Source organism: Desulfuribacillus stibiiarsenatis (assembly GCF_001742305.1).
In the GTDB taxonomy this organism is placed as follows: Bacteria; Bacillota; Bacilli; order Desulfuribacillales; family Desulfuribacillaceae; genus Desulfuribacillus_A; species Desulfuribacillus_A stibiiarsenatis.
In genome coordinates, this window is sequence record NZ_MJAT01000028.1 from 1 (window position 1) to 690 (window position 690).

At 40.0% G+C, this 690-nt stretch carries 1 protein-coding gene and 1 pseudogene; both read left to right on the forward strand.

Translation table 11 applies throughout. The features are described 5' to 3' along the window. Positions 1–107: 107 nt before the first annotated feature. Positions 108–326 (forward strand): helix-turn-helix domain-containing protein, encoded by a 219-nt coding sequence (locus tag BHU72_RS09320; protein ID WP_141709297.1) that lies wholly within the window; start codon positions 108–110, stop codon positions 324–326. Between the two features lie 131 nt (positions 327–457). Continuing rightward, positions 458–690, forward strand: a pseudogene (locus BHU72_RS09325) (ATP--guanido phosphotransferase); the annotation flags it as partial.

Here is a 690-nt window from a genome sequence, read left to right on the forward strand (position 1 = left end):
AGCCTAAAATACAGGATTGTCGCACCCCTCATTTAATATTGACATATTATATGATGACTGTATCCTTAGCTTCCTGGTACCTTGAGCCGTGCAGGAGGGGTAGCATTGTGAAAAACAGAAAAGACAGACCATTATTGACCAACCGTGAGCGTGAAGTTTTTGAACTACTAGTTCAAAGCAAAACCACAAAAGAAATTGCAGACTTACTATTCATTAGCGAAAAGACCGTTCGTAACCATATATCGAATGTCATTCAAAAACTAGGAGTTAAAGGACGCTCGCAAGCAGTCGTTGAATTAGTACGATTAGGGGAGCTAACTATATAGTATCCCCTCTTCGCACCCCACCAAAGCCTATCGCTGTTAATACTAACAGTGGTGGGTTTCTTTTTGTGTGCAAAAACATGAGAAAGAAACTTTTGTCGAAATTTGACAAGCTTTGTCGATGGAGAAGGATATTGGTAAATTGTTGGGAAATCATAGAAAGCCTAGAAGATGTAATTAAACAAGTGGTGGAACACGAACGAGAAGCCCGCAAACAAGTCTTCGAACAGTCAAAAGAACAGCTAGAAGATAAAGTCTTCCGTTCTTTAGGTATTCTGTTACATGCCAGGGTGATTAGTACGAGAGAAGCGATGGAAAGGATATCGAATGTAAGACTAGGGATAGATTTAGGACTGATCGATGGAAT